The following is a 23,512-nucleotide window of genomic DNA, read 5'->3' on the forward strand; positions in this document are numbered from 1 at the left end:
CTCAGCTTCACCATCCTTCTAAGCCGCCTACGCGGCGGTTAACGTAATGGGGGCACCGGTAGCTTTGGAGGATTGCTTCTAAGCCGCCTACGCGGCGGTTAACTGGTTCTTCCCGATGGATCTTCAATCGATCTTCTTCTAAGCCGCCTACGCGGCGGTTAACGTGGTTTGTGCGAGGCAATCTGAACCCCATCTCTTCTAAGCCGCCTACGCGGCGGTTAACCTCACCTCCCCCGCCTTCGGCGCTTGCACCCCCTTCTAAGCCGCCTACGCGGCGGTTAACTTGATGAGCTGGTTTTCATAGCTGTCTGTTTTCTTCTAAGCCGCCTACGCGGCGGTTAACCCACTGCTGGTTGCACCAGCGGGGGACGGTAACTTCTAAGCCGCCTACGCGGCGGTTAACTAGATACTTTCCGCAAAAAATATAACATATAAGGTATGTTACGTGTTTTTTGCAGCAGTATGCTTCATTATTTCAAGCCACACATAATACGTTTGAACTATTAACTATTTTCGCACAGCCCAATAATGAACCTGAAAAGATAGTCCAACACCTCCTGTTGCTGGCAACGCTCAATCAGCTCTTCCCTAAAATCCTTATGCGTTTTTTTGCCCGCAGCGCAGGTAAAGGCCGTTGGCATGACCAAGGCGTCCTTTACTACGTCCGCAAAATCAAAAACCAAGGCTCCCCGCCGAGTTTTTCCGTGCAATACGGGCAAGGAAAAACTTATCCCAAGTCCGCACAATGCAACGGAGGCATACCCATAAGCGATGTAGTTTCCGTGATCGAGAAAAGCGTTACACACATCAGCGCGAGTGGCTCCGGCTCTTTTGCCTTCCTCACGGCTAAAGCTGAAGTCGAACGCTTTGGCCAAGATGCCATAAAGGGCCTTGGCCCATCTGGCCTCAGCAAGCAAAAGTTGCTGGGTGGATTCAGCACCCTCCACATCTTTGAGAAAAGACTCATGAAGAGCATTGGGGATGCCAATACTCGCCTTTTTGCAGATCCGCATTTTTTCGCCATTGACTTTCAGCATAGCTGGCGCGTTCTTTCAGCAGTTGTTTTCCAATTTTAACCCGCTCATTTTCGTCCAGCCATTTGACCATCCATGACTGCATATATTCTGTCGGACGATATTCACTTTGTGGCGGCATGAAAGCCATATCCAGAGCGCCAAAAAGCGGTGAGCCTCCAGACCCGCAAAACCCGACCATCACATGGGATTCGGCCATACGCCGCATGGCCGCATCCGTTATGGATGACCCTTTGCCCAGCAAAACAAAGGCGGTGTTACGCTCCGGAAGATTGAAATATGACTCAATCTCTCCGCCGTCCTGCGTCGCGTAGACGATACGGTTGTCCATCTGCATCACGCGCACGTGTTCCAGATAAAACACATTGGCGCGCTTGGAGAGCATCACGGGCCGGGGATTAACCTGTTTTTTCTCCTTCATGGCAGATCACGGCAAGTCCGGTACACAAAAAAAGTTGTGCGCGCTGCACAGGCCATAACTATTCGGCAGGCACTCGGCCTGCGGCGGCGGCCCTGATTCACGGCGCACCGCCAGCGTAAAACGCTGCTCCGTGGTTTTGCTGCTAACAATAAAGTAGTCCATCTTCTCCTTTTGCACGGTCTGCATACGGCGCTGCCGCAGTTGCCCGGCCTCCGCACCAGTTCTACGGTCGCTATTCAAACTAGGTACACGATACCGCCTGAAGGCCACCCAGGCTCCCGCATAATTTTCAGGAACAGATGCGGGATATTGCAGCCTGGCATAGTCCCGTACCCAGGGCAGCCGAGAGAGCGAGGCCACCAGGGCATCCAGATCATCCCGACTGGAGGCGAATACCCGTAATGCTCCTCCACCCCTGTCGCAGACGGCCTGACGCCCTGCCGGTATTGCCAGCGCATAGGTATGCGGCTTTGCCGCAAACAGGGGATGCAGTAAAGCCAGCATGCGCCCCCGTAATGCGGGAGCGCTCATACCCGTGTCTTCAGTGGCGGCCAAGGCCTCAATGTCAAAATACACGCGCGGCATCATGGCTATGCACTCTCTGAAAAGACGCCGCCGCGGATGATGCAGGCCATCAAAAACATGCCCTCGGCCGTATCGGGGTCCATATCGCCCGCTCGCAACATATAGCCGAAACCAGAGACTTTTTTATCATTACGGAAAAAGAGCTGCGCATCCAGACTTGCGCCATTGGGTTCCACCGGGATGGCAAGGCCACGCTCTGTATAAGCTGGATACCAGGTATCAATAGTGCGCAGGGCATTGCCCACCTTCTGGTCGCGCAAAGCCGCCTGCCCGCGCTCCTGAACACTGTGCTTGTCCTGATTTTTCGGTACTTCGCCAACGCAATACAAAGGACGTGCAAAACCCTTGGCCTTATTTTCCAGATAGTTTTGGGAAGGGAACACTTCCAGAGCGCCACGTACCCCAAAGTCCACATCCGCCTCCACCAGTAAGGACACATCACGCTGCCCACGCAGCCCGGCGGCGATACGCTCGGCAACGGCCTTTTCTGCCTCGGAATAGGAATCAAACGTATTCAGGGGCATTTGCAGAGCGTCAAAACGAACATCCAGATCAGCCCTGTCCCGCACACGAACGCTCACATGCTCCGCAATGGCTCTGTTGCGCCACAAAAACCGTCCATTGGCCAGGTTGCGCGCATAGCGGCATGCGAGTTCTATCATGCCAGCGCTGGCCTTGCCATTATTGATAAAGGCAGTCAGCCCTTCCCTGAAGGCCGTCAGGTCGTCCATATCGTCCGCTTTCCCAGGCGCGCAGGCAAAAAGCGCCGATGAAAGATCAAGAAAACGCACATCAAAACGAACGCGCAACTTTTCAGCCAGGGGGTCAAGCTTGGCTGAATCTGTAGTCTGAATATTGGAAACTTCTTCGCGTGAAGCGCTTTTTACACTGGCATCGTCATTTTCTTTCTTGCCAGATTTATTGATATTTTGCGTTCCCCTGATGCCATGACGCACGACGGGGAGCGGCGAAATACTGCCATCGGCAAACACATTGAAAAAAAGGGCGTCAGTAACCATGAGGCAACGCTGAAATGAAAGAACACCGGGCAGTTTTTTAAGAGATTTTGCCATGATATTTTCCTTTTTACTGGGGGTTAGCGTTGTTCCTGATATATTCTGTACACGTCGGGCGTTGCCCACTCTGATCTCCACAAAGTTTGCTCCGCCCTGTCTTCATCAAGGCAGCGGCGTATGGGTACATACTGCACAAGCCCCACAAGCGGTTCCGCAAAGGCATGTTCGTACCCTTCACGCACGCCGGAGCGTTTTTCAAACGGGGTGGTGGCGGCATAACCAAGGCAGGTGGCAGAAAGCCAGCCCATGCCGTCGCCCTCCACAGGTTTGTGGCCCAGCGCGGCCACGAACTGCTCCGCGCGGTTGCCCGCACCTTCCTTTTCCAACAGGTCGCGGCGATCCATCACAGCATAGCCGACGCCTATATGCTCCAGAGCCTCACTGGCGTCACTGCACAAACGGACTTTGCCCATACGGGTAATCGCGCCGCCGGCAAGTCGGCTTGTTGCAATATGGGAATCAATGCCTTCAGTCGTAGCAAGGTCCCGGATGCCAATAACCAGAGAAACCTCCATATGGGCGCGGGCCACCGGCTGCAGGGACAATGCCTGCTTGTTTTTGGAGGAATAGTCCGATCCGTTTAGGGATGAGCCGAAGGTATAGGCCGCTCCGCGACGTAACTGCGGGTTGAATATACCGTAAAATGAATCACCTAGCGGCGTGTAGCTGTGCAGTATAAAAGCCATTGCAAGCACGTCGTCCGCCATATCTATTTTGCGGCCAAGAGCGTGCGCCATGAGCCATGCCGCAAGTACTGGCGGGCCGCCCACAAGAAAGGCGGCATTATACATGTTGGCGCCCTGAACCCGCATATGCGGTAGAACAAGATAGGCTGTCATCGAAACGCCTCCTCCATAATGGCCTCAAGGCTGACGCGGGCAGACGAATCCAGCTTCAAAAGACTCTGCCCGGTGCCTTTGTGGGGCATCAGCATTCTGCTGACCGCCAGCCGTGCCATGGCGCGGGGCCAGTTATTGCAAAGCCCGCGTACCGATGGGTCCAGTAATCCCCTGATTTCCAGCGGCCGCACGAGGGGCGAAACACGGGCATGACGCGGCGGGTCCAGTTCGGGCAGAAGCTCGTCTTCCGGCAGAAGGTGCGCATGCTGCGCCAGCAGTTCCTGAGCCTCTGCCGCCATATCCAGCACGGCGAGCGCAATGGCGGCAACAAGCTCCTCTTCCCGCTCCCTTTCCCTCAAGGTAACTGTGCTTTCATCCGGTTCCGCCCTCAGCACCTCTTCGCGAAAAGCGGCGTACGTCTGGACAGCTTCCCTAAAGGGACCGAGTGCATGTACATCAAGCGACAGGCCTTTATGGTACAACGCGAAGGCCTCACGTGTTGAGGCAGACGTTCCTGGAGCCGACACCATAAGAGGACGTTGCATGTAGCTCGCCAAGTAGCCGACATTCAATGGTTTGGAACCTCCTATACCGAACTGAGCCTGACGCAGTTTTCGCCTCGGTCCGTCTGGTTCAACCTTTACGGCCTCATTATGGCGCTGCACGAGCCCCTGTTCACGGTCAAAAAACAGCGGACAAATGCTGCTTGCTGTCATAGGCGTCATGCTCACATAGCCGCCCGGCGCGTCTTTTTTGGGAATAAGCAACTGGCGCAGGCGGTGGTCCACATACTTCATTCCGGTTCTGAAGCCGGAAGCATTGGCAGCCGCGATGCCTTCAACAATTGCCTTTTTTTCCTCAGTCCCCACGTCTTTCGCTTCCGGAGCGTCAGTAAGAACCCAGTTGATCTGCTTGACGATGCCTGCCTTGGCTGCCCCGCCTTCCGCATATTCCAATGGGAATGAAAGGCCGCTCGCCAGAAGGGTACGCAACGAAACATAAGGCATATCCAGTGCGTCTTCAGGCCCGAGGCGTACGCCTGCAGCAATTGCGTTGGAGTTGACTACCTTCGCGGTAAAATGAACAAGCCCTTTTATTTCTTCTTGATAGTTTTTGGTGGAAAACATCTTCCATTCGTCTTTCATGGCGCTCCTTTCCGTCCGCTGCTGCGGCTGGTTTCAAGTTATTCGCCGTATGCCAAAACCCAGATCATATATGAAACTATCATCTTTAGTATTATATGAGGTCAGCTCGGCTTGCAGGCCTTCTTCCGGCCATATGCCCGCCTCATGGCACAAGCTTTCCATTTCCGGCGGGCTGAGCGCCAGCCAGGCATTGGGTGCGGCCTTTTCTTCGAGCATTTCATGTTTGTTGTGCACCCAGCTTGCGCCGTGAGAATCCTCATCCCAACGAAAATACAGCGCATTTTCGCCTTCAAGTTGCATCCGCCAAAGCTGCTTGCGCCCTGCCCTGTTACGCAGTGGCGTTTGCTCATAGGGCGTGGCCGACATGCGAAAGGCATCTATGGGACTGCGGCTGAACAGCCCCTCACCTCCATCACTGTCTGCGCCAAAAAACCGCGTAACCCTCGTGGCGATGGCCGTGTCATCAGCAATGGCAAAGTCACTGCCACCGCCAAGCCGCAACCCGGCATCAATGGTGAGCGCCTCCGCCTGCCAGGGCAGTAACTGGGCAAGATCATGCTCTTTATATCGCTTCACCTGCCTTTTGCCTTCGTATCCAGGAAAGATAAAAGCACGAGTATCTTTCGTTCCCTGTTCGCAATTTTTACAGTGACGCAAATTGTATCTTAGCACGGCAATATTGTGCGCATTGTCGCAGAAAACGAGACGGTGCCTGTTCACACGCCCAGCAACCTGAACAATGGACTGCGCGCTGGAAGGCTCAATGACAGCCCAGTCAAAGTCGTGATCCCTGCCCACCTCTTCCACTGGCGTGGCCACAACAATGAAAGGCACTTGCGGCTTCGTGGCGCGGGCCACAAGCCCCCGCATTTCCTTGTCTGCGAGGATATGGGCATTCCCTCTCTTGCGGGTCAGCAGATGGTCGAGGCGGCGCTCTTTATGAAACCGGCTGATGCGCCAGTCGCCCGAGTGATAGCAGGCCACATGGGCATGGGGCAGCGCCTGAGCCAGACTGCGCGCCGTGGCCACAGCCCCGTTGATATTTGCCACACGCACAAGGCCAAAAGAAATCTGCCTGCCCGACGAAAACTCCCAGGCGTTTTCTGTGTGCAGGCGCTGCACCGCTTCCAGCACCGCAATCTGAAACCCCTGTATGGAGGGCTCCACCGGTTGTAAAAAAGCCCGTCGCAGGCTGGGCATGCGTTGCAAATGGGACGTCATATCCCTCATGCGTTTGGCATACCATTCTGAAAATGCAGCGCTTTTGTTGTCAAAAACCAGGACCTCCGGCGCGAGGTTGTCATCAATGACGGCAATGCCTGAAAGTGCGGGAGGGGCGTCTGCCTCTTGCGTCAATGCGTGCCGGAGCTTCTGCCCGGAAATCCAGGCGACATGGACGGCGTCAGCCGTGGCCTGAGAAAGCGTGGCCGAAGAACAGACGATATTGCGCCCGAAAAAAGCGCTCAGTTGCACCAGCCGCAAGACCGCCACAAGGGCTTCCGGCTCATAACCGTCAACCTCGTCCAGCACCAGATCGGCCGTCATGAGGCGCAGCAGGGCTTTGACGTGATGCCCCTGCCGGTCAGGCCGACCGGCGGCATCCAGAAAATCAATGGTAGACACCAGCAAGGGTGAACCGACGATCACCCTTTCGCGTTCCGTGCGCCAGAATGGTTCCATCCAGGCAGGCAATGGGCCGGAATCGCCGCTGCACATGATCTCGGATTCGACCACATCCCGATCATCAATGTTTTCTGCCCGCTTGGCCCAGTCAAAAAGCCTTTGGGTGACGCCATCGCCGATGACCGTGGCCATGTCGGCGGGCAAAATGCCAAGGTCAGATTGCAGAGAGTGCCCTGTCTGCAAGGTCAAGCTGCGCAAATTGAGCGCAATGGAGCAGCGCGGCGCGGCATCACGCGAAAGAATGCAGGCCGCACGCAGGTTCATTCTTGTCTTGCCGCTGCCTGTACCAGCCATATTGAAAACAAGGCAGGGCGTGTCGGGATTATCCAGTCGCCAGCGGGCCAAAGCATCGGCAGCGAGGTTTTGCCAGTGATAACGTGAGGCTTCGTCCGCTGGTTCCGTAATGGACGCCACTGAAGCCTCTTGCAGACCTTCAAGCGGGCCCGCTGTGCTCTGCGTCAGTTGGCCCATGCGCCATGCGGCGTTGGCGGCTACATGGGCCACTTCAGTCAAATGCCAGCGCAGCGGCTGGTTGAGGACGCGTTTGTTTTCGACAAATCGGGTATTGGCGGCGCTTGTGCCGTCATCAAGAGGGGTGGGATATGCTCTGGCGGAAACAGTGTGGTCAGCAAAAATGAGTGCTGCCCGAGCCAGAATAAGGCATGCCCACCAGAATTCCGTATGCTCCTTACCCTGGAGCGTCTCGGACAGCGCGCTCAGCTTTGATTCAAGCCGCTGAAAATTTTTCCATATGTCCTTGGGTAGGGACTCGTGGGGCTGGCTGTAGTCTTGAGGAACATTCTTTGAACGGACATGGGAAGCCTCCACTGAAGGGACGCTTCCACCGTCTTCACCGCCAGAAAAAAGCAAATGGTGGCTTGCCACAAGAAAATCAATGGCTTCCAAAGCGGTGGCTGGGGCGTGATACGCCCTTGAACCCGGGCCTGTTGGACGTTTTATGACGACGTTAAGCGCCGCATCGTCATGCAAAACCTGCCATGCCTCCTGCCAGCTTGCACCCTGCCGCAAAGCGCGCAGCAGGCAGACGGATATCCACTCATGGCGCACATCATCACGCAGCATTTTGGGATCGCGCAGTTTATTTTGAAAGTATGCTGAATACTTGCCGAGGTCATGAACCAGTGCGGCAGCCTGCGCCAACAGGCAGACACAGCGAAGCCAGAGCGGGGTTTCTGCCGCGCGCCTGACAAAACGCCGTGAGGTTCGCACGGCAACAGCGCCGTCAGCAGAAAACCTGCCCCGCGCGCCCACAATCCACAGCAAACGCATACGGCGGCGGCCGTCATTCTGATAACAGGCCACCGCCGTATTGCGGGTTGCGCTTTTGCGAAGAGCAGCATGAAGTTCTGCCAGCCCTTCACGGGTTATGGGCGTCATCCATGTGCGAATACCGGCTCTTGGCGCGTAGCTATCTAAAATCCTTTGCGTTCTTGAAACTGATTTTCGTGTGCATTCAGAAATAAGAACAACATGCATCTGTCGCTAACCTCAGTTTCAATTTGAAGCGGTCGAAGCGATACAATAGATACAACGATATTTTTCTTCATCTATTATGGTGCAAATAAAATCAGGTCAAACCTTATTACTGATTTTTTATGAGCGACTGCCAGGCATTAAAACAAAACTGGCAAGGTGAACCTGATAATACAGTCAGTTATTGCCCAACAAGCAAGAATATTTTTTTGTTTTGCCCCAAAAAATACGGCTGGGTTTTACACATAACCAGGCAATCACCCAAGATAAATTTTATCTACAGATCTTTACAATGCGATATGTTTACAATAAATATATAAGTAGCCTAAAAGTATATAAAAAATTTCAACGGCAATTTACAATAAATTTCATCACAAATAAAAAAATATACATTTAACATAGATATATCAATACTAGACAACTACAGTATATTTACACACAACAAAATGTTGATACGCGCAATACCCACCCACAATAGCGTACAAGCGCCATTTTATCATTCTATATACATTAGAAACAGCCCTTGTGGATAATTTTTCATGGCTGGTTTATGGTGGCGGGCTTTTTGTCTCAGTCCTGCCTGCGCGGCACTGTCCAGAGTCCATCCACCCTGATTCCTCCACAAGGAGAGTGTTCATGACCGGAGCGTCCTTTGAAGCGCTGAATCCTCGCCAGATGTACGGCAAGGTTGTGGAAACCATGATAATCAAGGCTACGCGGCCACCGCGCCAGGCTTTTTTGCTGTCAGTGATGGCGGGGCTGTTTATCGGACTGGGCTTTGTATACTGCGCTGTGGCGAATGTGACAGGAGCCGGCAAGATCGTTGGCGGGCTTGTATTCAGTCTTGGCCTCATGCTTGTTGTGGTGCTCGGCGGCGACCTTTTCACCTCGACCACCATGACGCTTGTGCCACGCGCGAGCAACAAAATCAGCTGGAGGCAGATGCTCGCAAACTGGGGCATCGTTTATGCCGGAAACTTCGTCGGCGCTATTGCTCTTGTGGCCCTTATCCTTCTCAGCGGGCACCCTTGGAACGACGGCGGCAGCATTGCCCTTTATTACATCAAGACAACCGAATACAAGCTGTCCCACACCTTCATTGAAGCCCTGTTTCTGGGGGTCATGTGCAATCTTATGGTCTGCCTTGGCGTGTGGATGGGGTATTCTGGCCGCTCGCTTTTCGACAAGATGGCAGCCTGCCTTTTTCCTGTGGGCCTGTTCATTGCCTGCGGATTTGAACACAGCATCGCCAACATGTTCATGATCCCCATCGGCATTCTATGCAGCGGCATGATGCCCCCCGAAGTGGCGGCCAAACTGGCCGATCCTGTCCACACCCTCTCGCTGCTCACCTGGGAAAACTTTGTGCTGAAAAATCTCATCCCGGTAACACTGGGCAACATCCTTGGCGGCGGCGTGCTTGTGGGTCTGTTCCATTGGCTTGTGTTCGCAGATGAAAATACCAGGGAAGCCCGCGCGACAAGCGATTCCCACGAAAGCCTGGAAGAGCCGCACGCCGGGTAATGCCAAGGCAGTTGGGCAGCCGACCGCAGGGGCGGCAATTCTTCAGCATTCCGGGCACATCACCGCCATTTTTTGTCTGGCATACACTTATTGACAATATTGCTGGGAGGGGGCGGCGTCCGCAGTGGCGCACAAAAGCCCCCTCCCCCGGTTGTATAATGATTTTGCTCGCACACGAGCTGATGCCGCGACCAGGTCTGAAATTTTTTCAGGTTGCGACAGTAAAGATACCTGGTTGCGATATCAGTAGAGACCGTGTATGTTCGCAAAAGCTTTACGGCGCTCCGCGCTAACGCTTATCGGCGCATGAAGCTGCGCACTGTCTTTCCCACAGTGCGCCGCTGCCCTGCCACCCCGCCGGGCAGTCCCCCAACAGTTCAGGCAAGCTCTGCGGGCGCTGGCTCAAGCGGCGCTCAGGCCTTTGCGGCAGATGCTTGCCCGCACGGTCATCAAGCACATTCACAATGAAATGCCTAACCAGCGGCATATACGCACTATCTTCTTCACTGCACAGGAACGCTTGCATATTTTTCAAAAAAACGTACTCTCCAACAAGCAGACTAGTATGCCTGCCGCAAAAGCGCGCCACACGGTGCTGCTGCGGCGAATTCCTCTTGGGATTCCGGCATGCTGCTGAAATTTTTCGCGGTGGTGAACCCGCCCCGCAGCCAAAGGATTTTCATGACCAAAGACCAAGAAACCCCAGTGACAGAGTCCCAGAATTCAGGCGAACCGAGCCCGAAGCCTTCAAAACCCAAGACCCGCGCCTCTGCCCGCGGAAAGACGGCTACTGTCTCTCAAACAGCGGCCAAAACGGCAGAAAAAACAGCGCCTCCTTCCCCCGCTTCCAAGACTTCTCCCAAAGCTTCCCCATCATCCGCCAGTACGGATTCCGCACCAAAATCTGCCAGGCCCAAAACCGCCAGAAACACAACGGCTAAATCCGCTTCAGGCAAAAAAAGTTCCGGCACGCCTGATGCCGCCAGGGCTGGCAAGTCTGACAACGCGCCTGCGGCATCTGGCACTGCGCCTGCGGTAAAGGCTGCATCTGAAAAGACTGCCCGGCCTGCCGCACCCACGGCGCAGACGCCTGCAGAAAAAGATAAAAGCGTGGAAAAAGCGCCCGCCGCGAAATCCAGAAACCCCCGAAGCAGGCAGACGCCCGCCAAGACTGGCAAGGACGGCGTGACCGTCAAAACAGAGGGCAAGGCCGCTCCAGTGGCAGCCACGGCTGAAGACGTGTCTGCCAACGAAAAAGGCACTGCCAGAAGCAGGACGGCAAAAACCGGGGCAGCCAAGAGCTCGACCCGGGCGCATGCCGGCAAAAGCACTGCCGCCAAGCCGGATGCCGCCACAAGCGCCGCTGGCAAGACTGCTGGCGCTGCACAGGGCAAGGCTGCGACACCCGATGCCAGAACTGATGCCCGATCTGACGCCAGGCCCAACGCCAAAGCTGATGCCGGAACTGGCGCAAAAACGGCTTCCGCTGCCGGGTCCCGCTCTTCCGCCAAAGCCCGTACCGCCGCGCCGCGCAAAAAAACGTCGGGCCAGAAGCCTGTAGAAAAGTCCGCCGCGCAGCCTGAAAAGAAAAATCTTCCGTCTTCCGCCAACGCCGCCCAGGCCAAGCCTGCCCCGGCCAAAGCCGAAGCCGGTCAGCGCCAGCCCCAGGCCGCACAAACCCAGGCAGCCAAGCCCGTTACCGAGGTCAAAGACGCCACCGTTTCCGTCACTGCAACGGTCGCATCCACCGAAGTGCTGGCGCTGGCTTCCGGCGAAAAGCTGGCCATCGCCAGCCGTGAATCTCTTGCCATTACGGCTTCTGAAACTCTGGCGCTGGAGGCTACAACCGACGCCCAGGATGCTGAAGAACGCGCTGAAGGCTCCGGCGACGCCCCGCGCCGCAAGAACAGGCGTGGACGCCGCGGAGGGCGTGGTCGCAACCGCAAAAAAGAGCAGAATGGCGATAATGGCGAAACGCAGGCGAGCAATGAGGCCGCTGCCGATGAGGTAAAGAATGGCGCGCCGCAGAACGGGCAGAGCCAACCCATTGCTGATGAGGATCAGCCCGGCGCTTCCGCGCCTGCTGCCAGCCCGGACAAGGAAACACCCGAACCGGCCAAGGCAGCCAGCAACCAGAAATCTGCTCCGGCAGCGCCAACCGCCAAGGGCAAGGGTAAATCCGAATCAAGCTCAGGCAGACGCCGCATGTTCATCAGTGTTCTGCCAGGCGAGCAGGTTGAGGTGGCCCTGACCGAAGACGGCCAGTTGCTCGAATATTACCTGGACATGCTGCATCAGCGCAAAATCAAGGGCAATATTTACAAGGGCGTCATCCACAATATCGACACCAATCTTCAGGCCGCTTTTGTGAGCTACGGCGCGGGCAAAAACGGTTTCTTGCAGATTGACGAAATCCATCCGGAATACTGGCTGACGCATCATGAGCCTGCCAAGGGCAAAAAATTTCCGCCAATCCAGAAAGTGCTCAAGGCCGGACAGGAAGTGCTTGTTCAGGTCGTGAAGGAGCCCACGGGCAGCAAGGGCGCGTTTTTAACCACGTGGCTCTCCCTGGCCGGACGTTTTCTTGTGCTCACCCCCGGACAGGAACAGATCGGCGTGTCGCGCAAGGTGGACGACGATGATGAACGCAGCCGCCTGCGCGAAATGATGAACGGCATTGACCCCGGCCAGGGGCTTGGCGTCATCGTGCGGACGGTCAGCGCTGGGACCACCAAGACCACCCTCAAGACAGACCTGCAATATCTGAAGCGCGTCTGGCGCGACATCCGCAAAAAAGCCACCGAAGTTACGGCCCCTGCCCTTATCTATCAGGAGCCCGGACTGTCGGAACGCGCCGTGCGCGACTATCTGACGGAAGACGTGGGCGAAATATGGGTGGACAACGAGGATGTGGCCCAGAGCATCCGCGAAACCGTCAACCTGCTCTTCCCCCGCAAGAGTGACCTCGTGCGCCTGCACAATGATGTGCGCACCTCCATGTGGGAGCGGTTTAACCTGCGCCGCCAGCTTGACCAGATTTATACCCGTGAAGTGCTGCTGCCATCGGGCGGCCGGTTGGTCTTTGACCAGACCGAAGCCCTCATGGCCATTGATATCAACTCGGGCAAAATATCCGGCAAGGGCAACTTTGAGGCCATGGCCCATAAAACCAATATGGAAGCCGCTGAAGCCATTGCCCGCCACCTCAAGCTGCGCGACATCGGCGGACAGGTGGTTATCGACTTCATTGAAATGCGCGACAAAAAGCATGTCATTGAAGTGGAAAAAACTCTGCGCAACATCATGAAGAACGACCGCGCGCGCCACGATGTGGGCCGCATGAGTTCCTTTGGCCTTCTTGAACTTGTGCGCCAGCGTACCGGCTCATCGGCCCTCGCCATCACGATGGAGCCTTGCCCCGCTTGCGGAGGCACGGGCCAGCGCCGCAACCTCGAATGGCAGGCTCTCCAGGCCCTTCGGGAAATGCACCGCATGCTGCGCGCTGAAAACAAAGAAAAATGCGTCTACAGCGCCTCGCCCGAACTGGCCCTGTATCTGCTCAACCACAAGCGCGACAGTCTGCGTGAAATGGAACAAAGCTACAGCAAATGTCTGGAAATATCCGTTCGTCCATAATGGGCGGGCAAAGCACGGCCTCCGGGAAGTCCCCCTTCCCGGAGGCCGCTGCAGCCATATCCGCAACGCCAGCGCCCACTGACTCCTCTGGCCCGCAATCCTCCCCTGCCGCTGCGCCCAATGCTCGCAGCCTGCTGCTGCACGTCTGTTGCGGCCCTTGCGCCGTCATGCCGATCACGCGGCTGCTGGATGAGGGCTTTGCGGTCACAGCCTGGTATATGAACCCCAACATACACCCGCTCTCCGAGTATCTGCGCAGAAGGGACGCGGCGGGCGAATGCGCCGAACGGTTGGGCATTCCCATTCTTTACGATGATGCCAGCTGGAACATCACCGCATGGCTGCGCGCTGTGGCGGGCCGCGATGCCGCGCCCCAACGCTGCGCGTACTGCTGCTCGAGCCGCATCGAGGCAGCCTTTGCCGCAGCCAGAGGGCTCGGCTTCGCCTTTGTGAGCAGCAGCCTGCTGTATTCACGCTATCAACCCCATGACGTCATCAGGCAGACAGGCGAGCGCCTGTCCAGTGCAGACGGCGCGGGACCCGGATTCGTATACAGGGATTTTCGTGAAGACTGGCAGGAAGGCATCGACAGATCAAAGGCGATGGAGCTGTACCGCCAGCCCTACTGTGGCTGTATTTATAGCGAAGCCGAGCGCTACGAAAAAAAGCTGAAGCGTCTGATTTCAGCCTGATAAAAAATTTTTGCATTTTTTTGCTTGACCTTATCCCGTATTTTCCGTAAACACTTCCTTGCCTGAACGATCCCCGATAGCTCAATTGGCAGAGCGGGTGACTGTTAATCACTAGGTTGGCGGTTCAAGTCCGTCTCGGGGAGCCAAAGAAATCAAGGGTTTGTGGAAATACCACAAACCCTTTTTCTTTATATTTAGCATTTTATCCCGTTCCTATCCCGCTATGATCAGGTATGGGGCGGTTTTTAGTGGTAATGCTAGGTAAAAATCTAAAAACTAGACCGACAGAATTCTTATTAAATTTCGCCAGTACCCCAAGGTTTGCGTTCAAGCAAGACAATCGTTATCTTCCAAGTATGAGCACAAACAAGGAATACCTTCCTCCACTCAGGCCGTGTATCAAATGCGGCAAAATGCCTCAACGTGAAACATCAAGACCGGGTGGAAGAACCCAAGATATTTACCGATATTCCTGTGAATGCGGCAACTGTCCACTCCAGTGGTCTGTCAGCGAATCTGCTGCAATTCGTTTGTGGAACGCATATGTTGCGACTTGACCTATACTTCAGTCGAAAAATAAAAGTATAGCATGGGCAAGGAAGAGGGAAGCCCCCATTTCCCTGCCCAAGAATCAACTTTTTTACCGACCTTCGCTTTCAGGCAAGGCCAGCCTTTCTTGTTCGTCCACAGCATCACGGCTGCCGCTTTTCCCGTTTTCCAGTTCCACCGCAACCGCCGCTGCAGTGAATACCCCTGCGATTCCGGCCAGTATGCCGCCTATAAATGTCCATTTACTGCTCATGGCTATTCTCCTTTTCAGTTGTGCAATTGCAGAAGGCGGGATCACTCCCGCCCACTGTTCGTTTGTCGTTTTGAATAGATCAGTCGTCCCAATTTTCCTTGATGACTTGCAGCACAGCAATAGCAACAGGTATCCATGCAAGTGGGTTCATACAGCCTCCTTGGGTATCAGCAGCGCGGGATGCGCCGCCGGTTACAGATGAAAAATGTTGGAATGGGCAGTGCCGGGTTCCAGCGACAAAAGTCCAGTGGCACCATCATGCTGCACCGCCTTTGAGCAAGGCGGCTTGAAGCATGTCAAACATGACGGGTGCCAGGTCGGGCAGATCGTTGATGACCCGGCTGGTCTGTGGCAACAGCTGGCCTATGTGATCGTCACAGATGCCAAGGCCATACGCCTCAAAGCCAAGCTTTTGCGCCACGTTCACAGCATGGATTGCTGCGTGTGCGCTATCGGGTATTCCGTCTGTTATGACGAGGATGATTTTCCTTTGCTCCTTAAGGAACAGCATTGTCTGCATAACCCACCACAAAGCCGCAGCCAGAGGGGTTCCACCTGAAGCATTGATGTCAAAGCTATCCGGCACCTTTTGACCATGCCGCATAATGGGGAATACAGAACTTGTGGAAGCCATCGCGGAAAAAGCCGTGACTGCAGGGTTTACGCCCCGGATATTTTCCAGCGCTTTTGCCACAGCAAAGCACGCCTGCCTTGCCAGAACGATGGGAGCGCCGCTCATGCTGCCGCTGACATCCAGCAGGATATGCACAGCAGTGTTGAGGCCAGCCTGTTCTGCCTCCCTGCGGAAGATGCGTGGATTGCCCGTTTGCAGCCGATGGAGTGAACCGGGGTGTAAGGCCCCACGTCGGCCGATGCTGCATTGCTTTTGTGTCCGAGCCTGTAAAAGCCCCTGGAGCCGGGTACGCAAGCCAGTGCTGGCCTGAAGGGCTTGCAACCTCTGCCCCTCAGGTAATGCGCCTGACTGGCGAAACCCTTCGATTGCCACCGTAACCTTCTCAAAGGCCGACTCTGCCTGACAATGTGTAAGTGCCGTTGAAAGAAGTTCGCCCAGGGCTTGCGGCAGGTCTTGGGCCTCGGCGTGGAACAGGGCTGCGAGCTGATCTTTGGCCCTGCTGGGGGATATGGGCGGCTGCGTTTGAGATATACAATCAGACGAAATATCCTGATCTCCTTGCGAGGCAGAATCAGTGCGGTCAGCTCCGTTTTTTCTGGTTTTCTTCTCTTGCTGTTGCGGCTCCCACTGCCGAATGCTTTGTGCCAATTGACGTGCATAGGCAATGGCTGCAGCCGTGTCCGGGCAGTGGATGTAAACCTTGGCCAGAATGGCATCCAGCACTTCCCTCAGGCCGGGGAAGTGCTGGTGTAGCACCTCTGCTGCTGCCAGGCGTGGCATGTTCACTTCTTCCACATCCCAGGCCCGCACGGTCAACAGCACATAGTCCAAAACAGCAAGGGCCGGAGGATCACCCCCAGCCCTTGGCTGTGCCTGCTCCACAAAGAATCGTCGTATCAACCAGTTTAAATTGTGTCGGCAGCCAGGGAATATGGAAGACAGCTTCTTTTCTACACGCCAATCCTCCAGGCAGTTAAAGAGGTTGAAGGTCACAAGATCAAGGTTGGCGGCTTGTAGCACGCCAAAATCCGTATGCCGAATATGGCCGGATTCATGATCGATAAACGACCTTGCCAATGCCAGCAATTCCGGTTCGCAATCCATCGGCAATGAGGGCAGTTGAATGATCTTGCCGTTGGTGCAGGCTTCACTGCCACCAATACGTACCTGTACCCCGTACTGGTCGCCCAGCACGGACGCCAGCAGGGGCAGGCAGTTGAGAACGTCTTTGGAGCGTATCATGGCGTCACCACAGGCCTAAGCTGGGAATGGCGGGATGCGGCACAGCCGTTTCCACTGAGAGCGTATCCGGCAGGATGGGCGTTTCATCCGGGTCGCCATCAACATTGCCATCGATCCGGTCATCCCCGCTATCCAGGTCGGAAATACTGTTCGCCCCAGCCAACAGGGTGTCCAACACAAAGGCCGGGCCATAACCCTCAATGACCTTCTGTGCATGCGCCACCAGGGCAGCACTGTCCTTGAGCAGGCAGACTAGGCCCTGCAGGAGCAGCAGATCTGTGCCGACGATATTGCCCTTCTTGGGCATGCGAAGCAGTGCGGCCTGCACGATATCTGCTACAGGAGCTACATGCGGTTCCACAAACGACAAGCCCGTGAGCTTGGTATGCAGAGTCCGCAGAGGAGAAAGGGCCTTGTGAGTTACTTCTGTCTTGCCGTGGTAAACCCTGCGCCAGATGTCTTCGGCGGATTTGGCCACTTCGCCAAAGAGCGTTCCTCCGAGCCCCTGCACCTCTTCTGCCAGACCAGCTTCCAGCACGGCTGTGTTATCTGTATGTTGCGCCAGCGGGGACACCTTGTACAACTGCCAGCGGAAATCCATGCGGGCACGCACATAGTCCGGCCCCACAATGGAGTTACGGATAATTTCACCCCATTGATGATGCTTTTCTATCCAGGTCTGCACATTCTGATCATAACCTGCCAGAAAGGCTTCTTTTTCTTTCTGGAAGTCGTTGCGGATGTTGCAAAGCTCCTGCACGATTTCACCGGCTTTTTCTTCAGGAATGGCCCAGCCGGACATGAAGCGCACTCCGTGTCTGTCCAGATAGTTGAAGGCACGGGCCTTGAGTGTGCCAAACACCTTGAGGTTCGCCGGGTCGGCAATGCGTTTGGAACCAAGGGACGCCAGATCTTCGGGTGGCAGTTCCGCTCCCCCCAGGTCATCCTGGCTCATCTTGCGTCGGGCTGACCACAGACTGACATTGAGGTTAAGGGCCAGCAAATTGTCCAGAATGCGAATGTCAGAAACAATCGGTGTCATAACAGTCTCCTAAAATGAACTTTTTGTAGTGTTGAGGACGTAACCTTCCGTGAGCTTTTTGGCTGCGCGGGCTTCAAGCTCCAGCACGGGGTTGTTGCCCGCACAATTCTCAGCGGAGATAACGTGTTGTTGCCCGGCAGTGTCCGGCTTGCCCCAATGGAGCATGAGGCCTTCAGGCCGAGCCTCGCCGATCCAGAACTTACCGTTCTGTTTCTTGCCGGGAAGGGTATGAACTACCTCCAGATGGACACGGGGCTTTGCTATCGTGGGAGTGTTCCTCAAATGGCTGCGCATGAAGCGCAGGGCTTGCTCACCTTGCAAGGTTTCTGCTTCAGTCGTTTCGGTTTTGAGGGTTTCAGCTTCCACCTGTTGCGCGAACATGCGCTGAGCTAGTTCGTGCAGCATGGCGCGGGTTTCGCGGCTGGCGCGGTAGGCCAGGGCACGGTCGAGGGCATAGGTGACAGGCTGTATGCCCTGGTGGGCCAGAGGCTGGAAGCGCACGGTCAGATCCCCCCAGCGCAGCAGGCTGCGCGTGGAGAAGGTGACTTCTATGGTGTTGGTGAGGTTGCCGGTTGATGCCTCACCCATGAACAATTTGCGCACCTCGTTGGCATACTCCACCATGGTGGCACGGAGCGCTTCGGGCAGAGAGGGGAAGCGCCGGGCAAGCAAGCTTTTTTCCACATCCGCAGTCGGGTAGCCCACTTCGCAGATAGTGAAGCGGTCTAGCCACGCGAGGTTCTGGCGTTGTGTGCCTTGGTACAGGCCCGTGTCATCGCCAGCGCCATTGGTATTGGCCGTGGCCACGAAACGGAACATGGGGTGCGGCTGGATAATTTCACCCCCATTTTCTGCAATGCACAGGGGGGAGCCGTCCAAAACGCTGTTCAGGCCAGCGGCTATTTCTGGTGAGGTTAAGTCGATCTCATTAAGCAGCAGAACTGCCCCATACCGCATGGCAAGGGCAAGAGGGCCATATTCAAAGGTCATATTGCCGTCTTTGACCGTCAGATGCCCCACCAGATCGGCGAACTCCAGCCGCCCATGGCCGGTGACCTCAAAGATCGGATAGTTGAGCCTGGCTGCCAGTTGTTTGATGCAACTTGTTTTGCCACAACCTGTGGGGCCGAAGACATAGAGCGGTTCATGTGCCCCCTGTGCCCCTTGAAGATTTACGAACCAGACCACCATGTCGCGGCTCGACTCATGGAAGATATAGTCGTGATCAATTGCCGGGGTGTAGGCCGAAGGAACGGCATAGCCCCTGACCGTGGTGCCAGAGGGCTTGCCGCTGAAAACTTGACCGGCATTAAGGTCGGTGGGCTGAAGAGAGTCAAGTTCAGAAATATTCGTGCCTTTCATTATTGCCTCCAAAAACAGGAAGGCGCACCCTCATGGGTACGCCTTCCTGTAAATTTATTATAATGACTGTTAGTTATGTTTTGAAATATGCCTTAAAAGCTCTGCGGGGGTTGTTATTTGCAGTTCTGGAAATATATGCCGCAGTTCTAATAAGTGTTTATCCCCAGACACTAGAAAAGCGGCATTGGCTGCTTTTGCTAAATGAATGAAGACTGCATCATCCCTGTCACGAAGTTCTGAAACTTCTTCAAGAGGAATTTCAAGTGGGAAAGTCTCAGCCCAGGGCAGAAATTCAGCGAGCAAACTCTCAATTTCTTGGGGTTCCAGCTTGAACTTTGGGTAACTTAACACCCTGATCAATTCAGTGACGGTTTCACGACAAACTACAGGGATGATTCCTTCAGTCTGCCATATTTGACGGAGCTCAGCTATTCTTCCCTTTGAGAAAATAAGCGCGGAAACACGGCAGTTTGTGTCTAAAACTACACGAGGGGCCATAGCTATGCTCTACGCCCCCACTGGACAGCATCCGTTACATCCTGCTCACTGATGCCAAGAGCCGCTAGTTTGTTGCGTACGGCGTCAACTGGCCGTACCTGCATGGGCGTGAGGACTATGCGACCATCTTCCAGCGACACATCGAAATATTCGGGCTGGTCAATCTGCTGCACAATGGCCTTTGGAAGCGTAAGCTGATTCTTAGAGGTAAGTTTGGCAAGCATCGCGGCCTCCTTTTTTCGCTAGAGTAAAGAATCCGTGATTAAAGGATACGTCTTGCAAATTATTTGTCAAGCTACGTGGTTCTCAGCTTATCCTCCTTGCGTTATCGCGCTCTGTGAGTTTGTTTCTCCAGATTCAGTTTATAGGTGAAATACTTAATTTTTCGAAAGGAGAGCCAACGCGCTCGCAGCGGGCAAGCAAGGCATCTACGTCAATGTTACCCAAGCCTTCAAAGCGGAAGATGGCAGTCAGTTCTTCATGTAGGGCTTCGCGATTAAGCGTGCTGCGCCCTGCTGCCACTGACATGCGGAATCGGTAGTTTCCCGTGTCTACCCAATCTCGTGTGCCAGACTGCCGGTGAACCAGCTTAAGCACCGTCTCCATTTCTTTGATTTCGTTATCCAAAGCCGTGCGCTGTTCCTTGAGGGCCGCCAGCTTTTCAAGTGCCGGTTCCCATTGCGGCATATGCACGCCCTGTGGGAACTTGGGGCAGTCGCCATTGTATTCGCAGTAGGAACAGATTGGGTAAAAACCTTGGGCGCAGGTTACCTGTGAAAGGGACAAATTCCCGGCACGGTGGGCCGTGAGGTCGCCCCAGAGTTGGACCGCATGATCAAGGGCCGTATCCAGCATGGCCTGATTGAAAGTGTAGGGACCAAAGGTGGTCACGTCCTTCATGGAAAGGCAGAGCAGCCAGGCTTCTATACTCAGTTTCTCAGCTTGCTTGGGCAACTGAAGGCCAAGTTGGGCACGGCAAAGCTGAGGGAAGGTCATCTTTTCATGCAAAAGCGTGCCATCCTCAGCACGCAGGCTGAAAACGGGTTTGTCCCAGGCTTGGGCCAGCAGACCGATTTGCCCGTGTAGTTGCAGCAGGTGAGAATCGTGAGGCGAAGCTGGCAGCTTGTCCGTACTCTTCACTTCCAGAATCCGTATGGCATTGACGGGCGCACCCCAGACCAGCACAAAATCAAGATGGGCTTTGATGGGCACGCCCTGATGCTGCCAGTTGATCTCAAGCTGAGGCAGTACATACAGGCCCAGAGACGCAAGCGCCTTGCCAACGCCGGATTCAAACCAATGCCCGCGCTGCAGGGTCAGCAGACGCTCCAGGCTGTTTGTGGTGGGCAGCACCTTTCTAGCAAGTGCTGCCCGTGGGCACTCCCAGTGCTGGCCGATGTCGCTCATGCCCACATACGTGGATCTGTCGCCCAGATGAGCGGCGGTACTTTGCTGAGAGACCGCTTGCAGCCCCTGACGAATTAATGCCCGCAAGCCTTCCGTGCGGTTGGTGTTTATCATGATTTCATCCCCACAAAAGTAAGAGGGCTGCCATCAGGCAGCCCTTTCACTCGGTGTTTTGTTTTTGGTTATGCGGCATCAACATATTTCCACCACAGTTTGCGTTGCGTATTCCAACGAAAGCCCGCGCCTGTGAGCAGTTCCTTCTTGGCCTGAGTGTTGCCGGTGGCAATGATGCAGGGCCGCCCGTCTTGGGCCGTGACCTGCTGGTAGGTTATGCCCTCCAACGTTGGGAGTTTTTCAAGGCTGGCTGACGAGCGATTTGAGGTGGCTGAAGAATTATTTTTGATATTGGTGCCGGGCAAATGCGCTTTTTTCATTTCAGGGCTGTTTACGGGCAATTTCGGGCGTGAGGGCGTTTTTCGACCAGTTCTTGCCCCTTCACCATCATCATCTTCCGTCACCATGCCCAGCATGGCGGTCAGAGCGTACCGTCTGCAATAGGTCATGGCCGATCCCATGCCCTGTGGGTCGGCCTTGGGCAGAGGCACCACGGCCAAGGAGCTTTGCCATTGCCCAGACTCTGCATGTGTCAACTTGGTAACCAGCCCTAAAGAGTTGGGCTGCTCCACTGGCACAGGATATTGGCACAGCCAAATGCCATTTTCGATAAGCGCATCACGGCAGGCATCCATGACGCTGTTGAGGCTGGCGTACCAGCTTTTGGTGAAGGGATTCTCAGCGTCTTTTGTAACCGGTTGCACGGTTCGCTGCACGTTGAGCAGGGCCTTAGCCAAATCAGTAATACTTGCTGATTGGTATTGGTTCATATGAACATCCTCCTTCGATAGCAAAATGATAAAGCCCCGTCCGGCTTGTGGCCGAACAGGGCTTTCAGGTTGATTTGAAGCATTACTCTGGTGTTCTTGTAAGAGTAATATATTCTTGAAAACTGATGAGTAACACGACCTTTCAACTTTTGCTCTCTGTGTCAGAGGCGCTGATAGGTCGATGGCATCCTTTCGGGGGGAAGGTCACATCCACTCATAAAAAGAGGGAAAGCGAATTTCCAGCGTTTGCACAGGCTAAAAGACGTTTAAGCGTAGAGGCCAGATTTTAAGATATTCTCTCAGGTTATCCGCCCTAAGCAAATAAAACATCTTCATTGATTGCGGCAATATTCTTGCAGCCTGTCAGCACCATAGTCTGCACAAGTTCGCCCTTGACCTGGGCAATATACTTGCTCACGCCCTCAGTGCCTCCACCAATTGCAGCCCAAACAATAGGGCGGCCAATTCCCACAAGGTCGGCCCCAAGCGCCAGCATTTTGAAAACATCAGCCCCGCTGCGCACGCCGCCGTCCACCATGATTGTTACCTGGCCTTTAACCGCCCTGGCAATCGCGGGCAGCACCCGTGCCGTACCCGGGGCATACTCCATCACACGGCCACCATGATTGGAGACCACAATACAGTCTACCCCGGCCGTCACGGCTTCCTCAGCGTCCGCAACCGTCATAATACCCTTTAAGATGAACTTGCAACCGGCCGTATGAACTTTTTCAACAATCGCGGCCAGTTCCTTGGGAGACTTGGGGCCAACCGGGTGCCCCATTTTGCGCAGGGTAATCAGTCCCGCGGCATCAATATCCATGCCTACTATCTTGCAACCGCTGGCAAAAGAACGGTCGAGCTTTTCATCAAGCTCGTCACTCTCCCAGGGCTTGATGAAAGAAATGCCGTGCCCTTTGGCTGCCGTAATGGCAGCAAAAGCAGCTTGAGTAATTATTGGGGGTACGCCATCACCGGTGCAACCGATAATTCCTGCGTTCTTACAGCCTTCAACCACAGCTTCGGCATATGTTTCTTCAGTTACGGCGTCATTGAAATTGAACATGCCGCCAATGGGTGCGGCCACCACCGGCATATCCAGGTTCATCCCAAGGTGGCTACAGAAGGTCTCGGGAGCGCTGGCAGTGTGAATGAGGCGCATGTTCAACGCGATTTCGGCCAAGGCCTTAACATTATTTTTAAAAGCAGTGCCACTGCCCAGGCCACCCATGCCCGGTACTTCACCAGCGCACACTCGCCCGTCGCAAATTGGGCAAAGCCGGCAAGCTCCCCGCATAAGTTCTTTGGCCTTTTGTCGAATATCTTTCATACGAATCTCCATTTAAATTCAGGGGCATAAGCAAGCCCCTTTAGTTCATATGCCTGGCGGATTCAACTTGCAAGTGCAACACCCTCAAAGTTGAATGAAAAGGCAAGGTGGTATAGCCCTTTAGCCTCTCCATCCAACCAAAGATTGAGGGGCGTATGGGCTATGCACACCTTGCCAGGGAA

The 23,512-nt window shown here is 54.9% G+C and carries 20 protein-coding genes, 1 tRNA gene and 1 CRISPR repeat array (1 of these 22 only partly in view); of the genes, 4 read left to right on the top strand and 17 right to left on the bottom strand.

All coding sequences use genetic code 11. From position 1 onward, the window contains the following. Positions 1–403: direct repeats of the CRISPR family, unit length 28 nt; unit sequence CTTCTAAGCCGCCTACGCGGCGGTTAAC; it begins 1,905 nt to the left of the window's first position. Between the two features lie 100 nt (positions 404–503). The 7 genes from cas1f (BCS36_RS12540) to cas3f are packed head-to-tail and all read right to left on the bottom strand — an operon-like array spanning position 504 to position 8,280. Then, positions 504–1,037 carry a type I-F CRISPR-associated endonuclease Cas1f gene (gene cas1f / locus BCS36_RS12540; RefSeq protein ID WP_291303213.1) on the bottom strand — a complete coding sequence of 178 codons (534 nt, stop codon included), beginning with the start codon at positions 1,035–1,037 and terminating at the stop codon, positions 504–506. Then, positions 964–1,455: a type I-F CRISPR-associated endonuclease Cas1f gene (cas1f, locus tag BCS36_RS12545; RefSeq protein WP_291303214.1), complete on the bottom strand. Its 492-nt coding sequence runs from the start codon at positions 1,453–1,455 to the stop codon at positions 964–966. The genes cas1f (BCS36_RS12540) and cas1f (BCS36_RS12545) overlap by 74 nt, the downstream gene beginning before the upstream one ends. 6 nt (positions 1,456–1,461) lie before the next feature. Next, positions 1,462–2,031, bottom strand: a complete 570-nt coding sequence (gene cas6f, locus BCS36_RS12550) for a type I-F CRISPR-associated endoribonuclease Cas6/Csy4 (RefSeq protein ID WP_291303215.1) — start codon at positions 2,029–2,031, stop codon at positions 1,462–1,464. Between the two features lie 14 nt (positions 2,032–2,045). Beyond that, the gene (gene csy3, locus BCS36_RS12555; RefSeq protein ID WP_291303216.1) at positions 2,046–3,113 is read right to left on the bottom strand and encodes a type I-F CRISPR-associated protein Csy3; all 1,068 of its coding nucleotides are present in this window, start codon (positions 3,111–3,113) and stop codon (positions 2,046–2,048) included. A gap of 23 nt (positions 3,114–3,136) precedes the next feature. Continuing rightward, positions 3,137–3,955 (bottom strand): type I-F CRISPR-associated protein Csy2, encoded by an 819-nt coding sequence (locus BCS36_RS12560; RefSeq protein WP_291303217.1) that lies wholly within the window; start codon positions 3,953–3,955, stop codon positions 3,137–3,139. After that, positions 3,952–5,100 (bottom strand): hypothetical protein, encoded by a 1,149-nt coding sequence (locus BCS36_RS12565; protein WP_291303218.1) that lies wholly within the window; start codon positions 5,098–5,100, stop codon positions 3,952–3,954. The genes BCS36_RS12560 and BCS36_RS12565 overlap by 4 nt, the downstream gene beginning before the upstream one ends. 33 nt (positions 5,101–5,133) lie before the next feature. After that, positions 5,134–8,280, bottom strand: a complete 3,147-nt coding sequence (gene cas3f / locus BCS36_RS12570; RefSeq protein ID WP_291303219.1) for a type I-F CRISPR-associated helicase Cas3f — start codon at positions 8,278–8,280, stop codon at positions 5,134–5,136. Between the two features lie 633 nt (positions 8,281–8,913). On the opposite strand from cas3f, the gene focA reads away from it, so the two are divergent. Further along, a complete protein-coding gene (focA, locus tag BCS36_RS12575; protein WP_291303220.1) occupies positions 8,914–9,801 on the top strand; it encodes a formate transporter FocA in 888 nt (295 codons plus the stop codon). A 797-nt stretch (positions 9,802–10,598) separates the two neighbouring features. On the opposite strand, the gene BCS36_RS12580 is transcribed toward focA, so the two are convergent. Beyond that, on the bottom strand, positions 10,599–10,772 hold the full coding sequence (locus BCS36_RS12580) for a hypothetical protein (protein ID WP_291303221.1): 174 nt from the start codon (positions 10,770–10,772) through the stop codon (positions 10,599–10,601). Between the two features lie 139 nt (positions 10,773–10,911). Between BCS36_RS12580 and BCS36_RS12585 the strand changes: the two genes are divergently transcribed. The 3 genes from BCS36_RS12585 to BCS36_RS12595 all read left to right on the top strand — a co-directional run bounded on the left by BCS36_RS12585 (position 10,912) and on the right by BCS36_RS12595 (position 14,275). After that, a complete protein-coding gene (locus BCS36_RS12585) occupies positions 10,912–13,437 on the top strand; it encodes an Rne/Rng family ribonuclease (RefSeq protein WP_291303222.1) in 2,526 nt (841 codons plus the stop codon). Next, a complete protein-coding gene (locus tag BCS36_RS12590) occupies positions 13,410–14,129 on the top strand; it encodes an epoxyqueuosine reductase QueH (RefSeq protein WP_291303223.1) in 720 nt (239 codons plus the stop codon). Before BCS36_RS12585 ends, BCS36_RS12590 begins: the two co-directional genes overlap by 28 nt. A 70-nt stretch (positions 14,130–14,199) precedes the next feature. Further along, a tRNA-Asn gene (locus tag BCS36_RS12595) sits at positions 14,200–14,275 on the top strand. A gap of 494 nt (positions 14,276–14,769) precedes the next feature. On the opposite strand, the gene BCS36_RS12600 is transcribed toward BCS36_RS12595, so the two are convergent. From BCS36_RS12600 to BCS36_RS12640, 9 genes are all read right to left on the bottom strand, one after another. After that, entirely contained in the window at positions 14,770–14,931 is a 162-nt protein-coding gene (locus tag BCS36_RS12600; protein WP_291303224.1) for a hypothetical protein, read from the bottom strand. Positions 14,932–15,187: 256 nt separating this feature from the next. Continuing rightward, the gene (locus BCS36_RS12605; RefSeq protein ID WP_291303225.1) at positions 15,188–16,807 is read right to left on the bottom strand and encodes a VWA domain-containing protein; all 1,620 of its coding nucleotides are present in this window, start codon (positions 16,805–16,807) and stop codon (positions 15,188–15,190) included. A 4-nt stretch (positions 16,808–16,811) separates the two neighbouring features. Continuing rightward, on the bottom strand, positions 16,812–17,849 hold the full coding sequence (locus BCS36_RS12610) for a DUF3150 domain-containing protein (protein WP_291303226.1): 1,038 nt from the start codon (positions 17,847–17,849) through the stop codon (positions 16,812–16,814). A gap of 9 nt (positions 17,850–17,858) precedes the next feature. Next, positions 17,859–19,211, bottom strand: a complete 1,353-nt coding sequence (locus BCS36_RS12615) for an AAA family ATPase (protein ID WP_291303227.1) — start codon at positions 19,209–19,211, stop codon at positions 17,859–17,861. Positions 19,212–19,280: 69 nt separating this feature from the next. After that, complete coding sequence (locus BCS36_RS12620) at positions 19,281–19,709, bottom strand: putative toxin-antitoxin system toxin component, PIN family (RefSeq protein WP_291303228.1); 429 nt, start codon at positions 19,707–19,709, stop codon at positions 19,281–19,283. Positions 19,710–19,711: 2 nt separating this feature from the next. Then, on the bottom strand, positions 19,712–19,933 hold the full coding sequence (locus BCS36_RS12625; protein WP_096152631.1) for an AbrB/MazE/SpoVT family DNA-binding domain-containing protein: 222 nt from the start codon (positions 19,931–19,933) through the stop codon (positions 19,712–19,714). Between the two features lie 133 nt (positions 19,934–20,066). After that, complete coding sequence (locus BCS36_RS12630; protein WP_291303229.1) at positions 20,067–21,230, bottom strand: hypothetical protein; 1,164 nt, start codon at positions 21,228–21,230, stop codon at positions 20,067–20,069. Positions 21,231–21,298: 68 nt separating this feature from the next. Further along, positions 21,299–22,000, bottom strand: a complete 702-nt coding sequence (locus tag BCS36_RS12635; protein ID WP_291303230.1) for an ERF family protein — start codon at positions 21,998–22,000, stop codon at positions 21,299–21,301. Between the two features lie 313 nt (positions 22,001–22,313). Next, positions 22,314–23,330, bottom strand: a complete 1,017-nt coding sequence (locus BCS36_RS12640) for an alpha-hydroxy-acid oxidizing protein (protein ID WP_291303234.1) — start codon at positions 23,328–23,330, stop codon at positions 22,314–22,316. Positions 23,331–23,512 lie beyond the last annotated feature (182 nt).

It is taken from the genome of Desulfovibrio sp. MES5, assembly GCF_002237645.1.
Classification (GTDB): domain Bacteria; phylum Desulfobacterota; class Desulfovibrionia; order Desulfovibrionales; family Desulfovibrionaceae; genus Desulfovibrio.

Excerpts from the sequence above, each read along its gene's own strand:
- BCS36_RS12615 (WP_291303227.1), bottom strand. The coding sequence starts at position 19,211 with ATGAAAGGCACGAATATTTCTGAACTTGACTCTCTTCAGCCCACCGAC.
- BCS36_RS12640 (WP_291303234.1), bottom strand. The coding sequence starts at position 23,330 with ATGAAAGATATTCGACAAAAGGCCAAAGAACTTATGCGGGGAGCTTGC.
- BCS36_RS12610 (WP_291303226.1), bottom strand. The coding sequence starts at position 17,849 with ATGACACCGATTGTTTCTGACATTCGCATTCTGGACAATTTGCTGGCC.
- BCS36_RS12600 (WP_291303224.1), bottom strand. The coding sequence starts at position 14,931 with ATGAGCAGTAAATGGACATTTATAGGCGGCATACTGGCCGGAATCGCA.
- cas3f (WP_291303219.1), bottom strand. The coding sequence starts at position 8,280 with ATGCATGTTGTTCTTATTTCTGAATGCACACGAAAATCAGTTTCAAGA.
- BCS36_RS12625 (WP_096152631.1), bottom strand. The coding sequence starts at position 19,933 with ATGCTTGCCAAACTTACCTCTAAGAATCAGCTTACGCTTCCAAAGGCC.
- cas1f (WP_291303214.1), bottom strand. The coding sequence starts at position 1,455 with ATGAAGGAGAAAAAACAGGTTAATCCCCGGCCCGTGATGCTCTCCAAG.
- csy3 (WP_291303216.1), bottom strand. The coding sequence starts at position 3,113 with ATGGCAAAATCTCTTAAAAAACTGCCCGGTGTTCTTTCATTTCAGCGT.
- focA (WP_291303220.1), top strand. The coding sequence starts at position 8,914 with ATGACCGGAGCGTCCTTTGAAGCGCTGAATCCTCGCCAGATGTACGGC.
- BCS36_RS12590 (WP_291303223.1), top strand. The coding sequence starts at position 13,410 with ATGTCTGGAAATATCCGTTCGTCCATAATGGGCGGGCAAAGCACGGCC.
- BCS36_RS12560 (WP_291303217.1), bottom strand. The coding sequence starts at position 3,955 with ATGACAGCCTATCTTGTTCTACCGCATATGCGGGTTCAGGGCGCCAAC.
- BCS36_RS12635 (WP_291303230.1), bottom strand. The coding sequence starts at position 22,000 with ATGAACCAATACCAATCAGCAAGTATTACTGATTTGGCTAAGGCCCTG.
- BCS36_RS12565 (WP_291303218.1), bottom strand. The coding sequence starts at position 5,100 with ATGAAAGACGAATGGAAGATGTTTTCCACCAAAAACTATCAAGAAGAA.
- BCS36_RS12630 (WP_291303229.1), bottom strand. The coding sequence starts at position 21,230 with ATGATAAACACCAACCGCACGGAAGGCTTGCGGGCATTAATTCGTCAG.
- cas1f (WP_291303213.1), bottom strand. The coding sequence starts at position 1,037 with ATGCTGAAAGTCAATGGCGAAAAAATGCGGATCTGCAAAAAGGCGAGT.
- BCS36_RS12605 (WP_291303225.1), bottom strand. The coding sequence starts at position 16,807 with ATGATACGCTCCAAAGACGTTCTCAACTGCCTGCCCCTGCTGGCGTCC.
- BCS36_RS12620 (WP_291303228.1), bottom strand. The coding sequence starts at position 19,709 with ATGGCCCCTCGTGTAGTTTTAGACACAAACTGCCGTGTTTCCGCGCTT.